Origin of the sequence: Actinomadura logoneensis (assembly GCF_003428695.1) — a bacterium.
GTDB lineage: Bacteria > Actinomycetota > Actinomycetes > Streptosporangiales > Streptosporangiaceae > Spirillospora > Spirillospora logoneensis.
Genome location: NZ_QURH01000826.1, coordinates 1 through 4,917, shown reverse-complemented (window position 1 = coordinate 4,917; position 4,917 = coordinate 1). Strand labels below are relative to the sequence as shown.

Annotated in this window: 6 protein-coding genes; 2 read left to right on the top strand and 4 right to left on the bottom strand. The window is 72.7% G+C overall.

What is annotated here, in order from left to right:
* On the top strand, positions 1–700 hold a 700-nt coding region (locus DZF91_RS28265; protein WP_147341424.1), incomplete at its 5' end, for a polysaccharide deacetylase family protein.
* On the opposite strand, the gene DZF91_RS28260 is transcribed toward DZF91_RS28265, so the two are convergent.
* Positions 697–1,023: an MGMT family protein gene (locus DZF91_RS28260; RefSeq protein ID WP_117360169.1), complete on the bottom strand. Its 327-nt coding sequence runs from the start codon at positions 1,021–1,023 to the stop codon at positions 697–699. The genes DZF91_RS28265 and DZF91_RS28260 overlap by 4 nt on opposite strands.
* An 84-nt stretch (positions 1,024–1,107) precedes the next feature.
* Here DZF91_RS28260 and DZF91_RS28255 point away from each other — a divergent pair, with 84 nt between their 5' ends.
* Entirely contained in the window at positions 1,108–1,611 is a 504-nt protein-coding gene (locus tag DZF91_RS28255) for a hypothetical protein (protein WP_117360167.1), read from the top strand.
* A gap of 10 nt (positions 1,612–1,621) precedes the next feature.
* On the opposite strand, the gene DZF91_RS28250 is transcribed toward DZF91_RS28255, so the two are convergent.
* From DZF91_RS28250 to DZF91_RS40505, 3 genes are all read right to left on the bottom strand, one after another.
* Positions 1,622–2,623, bottom strand: a complete 1,002-nt coding sequence (locus DZF91_RS28250; protein WP_147341423.1) for a pentapeptide repeat-containing protein — start codon at positions 2,621–2,623, stop codon at positions 1,622–1,624.
* A gap of 482 nt (positions 2,624–3,105) precedes the next feature.
* On the bottom strand, positions 3,106–4,296 hold the full coding sequence (locus DZF91_RS28245; RefSeq protein ID WP_235834627.1) for a S8 family serine peptidase: 1,191 nt from the start codon (positions 4,294–4,296) through the stop codon (positions 3,106–3,108).
* Positions 4,284–4,917, bottom strand: a 634-nt coding sequence (locus DZF91_RS40505; RefSeq protein ID WP_117360165.1) for a hypothetical protein, incomplete at its 5' end; no start/stop codon positions are given. The genes DZF91_RS28245 and DZF91_RS40505, both read right to left, overlap by 13 nt.

Below are 4,917 nucleotides of genomic sequence, written 5' to 3'. Positions count from 1 at the left end.
GGCCGGACGCGCCGCCGGGCTCGCCGAACCGCACCCCAAGGCGCCCCCGCCGCGCTCCGCGCCCCCGGCGAGCTGGACGTCCGCGCCGCTGACGTCCGCCCGCACGCCGCTGTTCGACCTCCGCGAGCTCACCCCCGCGCCGCCCCCGTCCGCCGTCGCGCTGACCATCGACGACGGCCCGCACCCGGTCTACACGCCGATGATGCTGGACGTGCTCGCCGAGAACGGCGTCAAGGCGACGTTCTCGCTGATCGGGTCGCAGGTCAGGGCGCACCCGAAGCTCGTGGAGCGGATCGCGGCGGCCGGGCACCAGATCTCCAACCACTCGCAGACCCACCCGAGCCCGTTCGCGCTGATCGGCCGGGACCGCATCCGCCGCGAGATCCTGGAGGCCAAGGAGCGGATCGAGAACGCCGCCGGCTACTCGCCGAAGTTCTTCCGCTCCCCCGGCGGCGACTGGAGCCGGTACATCTTCGACCTGTGCCGCGCCGAGGGCATGATGCCGATCGCGTGGAACATCGACCCGCGCGACTGGTCCCGTCCGGGCACCGCGCACATCCGCCGCTCGATGCTCGCCGCGAAGGCCGGGGACGTCCTGCTGTGCCACGACGGCGGCGGCGACCGGCGCCAGACGATCGACGCCCTGCGCACCGTCCTGCCGGAGCTGAAGAAGCGGGGCCTGACCTTCGTCGCCCTCTAGTCCGCGAGGCCGCCGTCCGGCGCAGGGCCGTCCCAGCGGGCGCGGCGCATGTCCACGCGGCGGCCGTCGGGCCGCAGCGGCGTGCCCTCCACGCGGTACTCCTCCATCGCGCGCACCTCGTGCCCGGACGGCGGACTGCCGTCGGCGCGCACCACCCGCCACCACGGCACACCCCCGCCGAACAGCGACATCACCCGCCCGACCTGCCGCGGCCCGCCGACGCCGAGCAACTCGGCGACGTCCCCATAGGCGAGCACCCGTCCGGGCGGAATGCGCTCAACGGTGTCGAGCACGAGCTCCGCGTACTCGTCAGGTTCCGACATCACCCCCCGATCCTCCCGCGCCCCACCACCCCACCGCGACCGAAGCCCGACCCGACCGGCCCGGCGCAGTTCTAGGGTTCGTGGATGGAGTTGTGGGGGGCACGGCTTTATGGGGACCCGTGCCGGCAGTGTGAATTCGACTGGTCCTTGAGCCCCGATGACGCGGTGGCGCTCGTGCGGGACCTACCCGCGCGGTACGAACGGCTCGTGGAAGGGCGGCGGGGCGACGAAGGTCATCCGGACCTCGCCTGGAACGTGGCCGCCTATGTCAGCCACGTCACCGACAACCTGCGCAATTGGGCTGAACGCCTCGTCGGCGCACGCCTGACCGATGTGCGCAGCGTGCCGGGGTACGACGCGGATCTCCTTGCGCGCGCCCGCAGCTACAACGAGATCTCGCTGGCAGGAGCGCTGTGGTCGCTGCGCGGAGCAGCGGAGGCATGGACGGAGTCGATGTCCCTGGCCCTAGAGGACGGAACCGTTCTCGAACACGCCGGACGCGGTCCCCAGCGCGCCGAGGACGTCGCCCGCAACAACGCCCACGACGCTGTCCACCACGCCTGGGACATCCAACGCATCCTGGCCTAGGGCAGCAGGACTATCCGGCCGGAAGCAGTTGCGGAGCAAGTTCGTCCGGCAGGCCCTCTGGCCGTCTTCCGGCTGCGCCTGCGAAGTCGACCACGCCGTCGCCGAATTCCGCGCCCTCGAAGCTGACCACGTCGCTGTCGAACCGCACTCCCTGGAAGTCCACCCTGCCGCCCCCGAACCGCGCCCCCTCGAAGGTGACCGAACCGTTCACGAAACGCGCGTGTGTGAAGAGGGTGGTGCCATAGAGGAAGGAGGCCTCGCGGAAGGACACGTTTCCGCCATCGAAGACGGCTTGGCGGAAGTCTCCGCCGTCGAAGACGACGTCGGTGAAGTCGAGGTTGTGGCCTCGCCAGGAGACGGCGGCGTCGTCGCGCAGATGGTCGCCGATGATGCGGAGGACGGTGTGACGGACCTCTCGCGCAGCTCGAAACTCCTTGCGGGCCTGTTCGTGTTCGCGGCCGACGCCGGGGTGGCGGTCGTAAGGCAGGCGCAGAAAGGCGCACAGCACATCAATGCAGGTCTGCCGAAACTCCGGGGTCGGGGAATCGTCGGCCAAACCGGCCAAGGCATAAACGCCGCCGAGCCTGATCGCGGGTGAGGAACTGCCGAGTTGCTCGACGGCGGCGGTGAAGCGATCGGTGCGCTGCCCCAGCTCGGTCAGCTCGTGGCTGCGGTGCTGTCCCTGTTCGGTGAGCTCGAAGGTGCGCCGCTGGGCGGCCTCGGTCGTCTCGGCCGTGCGGCGAGCCGCTTCAACGCTGTCGATCGCCGCCTGGGCGGAACGACGGGCCGAAGCGGCGTTGGAGGCGGTGTAGTAGATCGCCACCACGGCCAGCAGCCCGGTGCCCACCGCCATGGCCCTGCCCCGCACCCGGTCCAGCGCCTCAGCCAGGTCTTTTCCCCCAAGACCGCCCTGCCCACCGACCTTGACCCCGTCGACGTGCACCAGCCACCACTTGGCTCCAGGCCCCAGCACCCACAACACCATCGCAGCCACCGCGATGCCGCCGATCATCAGTACCGCCTGCCCGGCGCGCCAACGCCCCGTCCTACCTTCGGCCTCCCCGAGGGCGCCGCCCCTCCCCGCCTTTCCCATGACCATCAGACGCATCCACTCGCCGTGGCGTTCACACCATGTGGCCCCACAGGATCTGACAGCAGGCACACCACCGCCTGTCCGACCACCTCCCGCTACTGCCAGCGGACGGTCACCATCAGCGGGCACCAGTCAGATGGGTCGTGTGCTGTCCATGGCGGTACCTGTCTTCCGGCACTCAGAAGGCAGGGACACGACCTTCAGACCCATCTGGCCAGCACGTAGCCGCATCCCGATCTCGGCAGTGGGTGGCGGCAGACAGCGCACTGGCGGTGCTGGAGGGTGAGGCGTGTGCGCATTGGCAGGTTGACTGAGCGGCGACGGTAGCCAACGCCGCCTACTGCGCGAGGAACGGCGTCGAAGAGGCAACGGACGTGCCCGCAAGCTCTACAGGGCAGGTGTCAGGCCTTGGCGTGGTCAAGTTGGGGGGCGGGGTGGCGTCTGAGGCGGCGTAGGGACGCGAGTAGTGCTGTCAGGGCAAGGGCGCATGCGGTCGCGCAGCCTGGGATCAGGTAGGGCGGATGCCGGACGACGGGGATTCGGGGTGGAGTGGCTAGGGCGGTTGTGGGGGCGAGGGTGGTTCGGGTGGGGGCGAGGGAGTCGGACGTGGTGAGTGCGGCGGCGGCGTCCACCCGGCCGAAGCCGACGCCCAGGTCGTAGCCGCCCGGGGGACGGCGCCGGACGCTCTCCGTCAGCGAGCGCGCGACCAGCGCCGGGGCCATTCCGGGATGCCGGGACCGGATCAGCGCGGCGATCCCGGACACGAAGGCGGTCGCGGGGCTCGTGCCGTCGCCGAACCGGTACCGGTCGCCGGGGGCGGCCCCCATGATCCCGACGCCGGGCGCGGACACCACGACGGCGGAGCTCCGGTTCGAGAAGCCCGCGTGGCGTCCGTCGGCGTCCACGGCGGCGACCGCGATCACGCCGGGATAGGACGCGGGATAGACAAAGCGGTCCGCGTCGGTGCCGCCGTTGCCCGCCGCCGCGACGACCACGACGCCCCGGCTGATCGCGTAGGCGATCGCGTCCCGCTCGGCGGGGACGGGATACGAGCGGCCGAGTGACAGGTTGATGACGTCCGCGCCATGGTCGACGGCGTACCGGATGCCGCGCGCGATCGTCCCCTCGAAGCGCCTGTCGCCGTTGAACGCGGCGTAGCCGGGCTCGTCCCGCTCCAGGACGACCCGGAGCGACAGGACGCGGGCCTCCGGCGCGACCCCCACGACGCCTTCGGAGTTCGCGGGACCATGCCCGTGACCTGCGATGATGGACGCCATCTCGGTGCCGTGCAGGCGCTTGGGCGCGGTTCCGGACGGCGCGGCGCCGGCGGTGTGGTCCGGGCCGGTGACGACGCTCCCGGCGAGGTCGGCGTGCGCCCCGTCCACGCCGGAGTCGAGGACGGCGACGGTCACGCCGCGCCCGCGCGACGCGTCCCACGCGCGCGGCACCCGAAGCGACTCCAGGACGGGCGTCACCGCGTCGCGGACGTCATCCGCGCGGGCGGGTTCGGCGGTCGCCAGGCAGCCCGCCGCCAGCAGAAAAGCAAGGAGCAGCGACGCCCGCCGCGATACGGCGGACGTCAGCACACCCACTCCCGCTCTCCGCAGCGGACGGCGGCGGGCGCGGCGAGGGGCCGCAGGACGCCCTCGACGAGCTGCGGGCCGAGTTCGGCGAGCTCGTCCTGCTGCCGCCCGGCGGGGAGCCGCGGCCGTCCGTCGGCGTATCCCACGGTGGCGGCGACCAGGTACGGGCCGCGCTGGGCGAGCGACGCCACCTGCCGGGACGCGTCGCCGAACCGCGCGACGACCGAGTCCGGGAAGCCGAGCGCGCGCAGCCCGGGCGCGACCTCGCCCCGGCCGGGGAACCAGGGGACGGCGGCGCGCGCGGACGGCTCGTCCGGGAACGCCGCGACGCCCAGCGTCACCGCGATGCCCTGGAGCTGGTCGAGGTAGGTGGCGCGCAGGACGGCCCGGCAGCCGCGCACGACGAGGGAAGCGGCGAGCGGCGGGTCCACGGCGTCCGCGCAGGCGGTGTCCGGGGAGACCCCGACGCGGGAGGCCCGCTCGGGCGCGCCCTGGTCGAGGCCGTAGCGCAGGGCTTCCGGGAAGATCCGTCCGGTGGGCCAGGCGCGCCAGCGTCCCGCGACCTCGGCGGCGGACGCGGCGGACCGCTCGGCCGCCGTCGGTCCGCGCAGCAGTTCGCGCGCGAGCCTC

Excerpts from the sequence above, each read along its gene's own strand:
- DZF91_RS28260 (WP_117360169.1), bottom strand. The coding sequence starts at position 1,023 with ATGTCGGAACCTGACGAGTACGCGGAGCTCGTGCTCGACACCGTTGAG.
- DZF91_RS28255 (WP_117360167.1), top strand. The coding sequence starts at position 1,108 with ATGGAGTTGTGGGGGGCACGGCTTTATGGGGACCCGTGCCGGCAGTGT.
- DZF91_RS28250 (WP_147341423.1), bottom strand. The coding sequence starts at position 2,623 with ATGATCGGCGGCATCGCGGTGGCTGCGATGGTGTTGTGGGTGCTGGGG.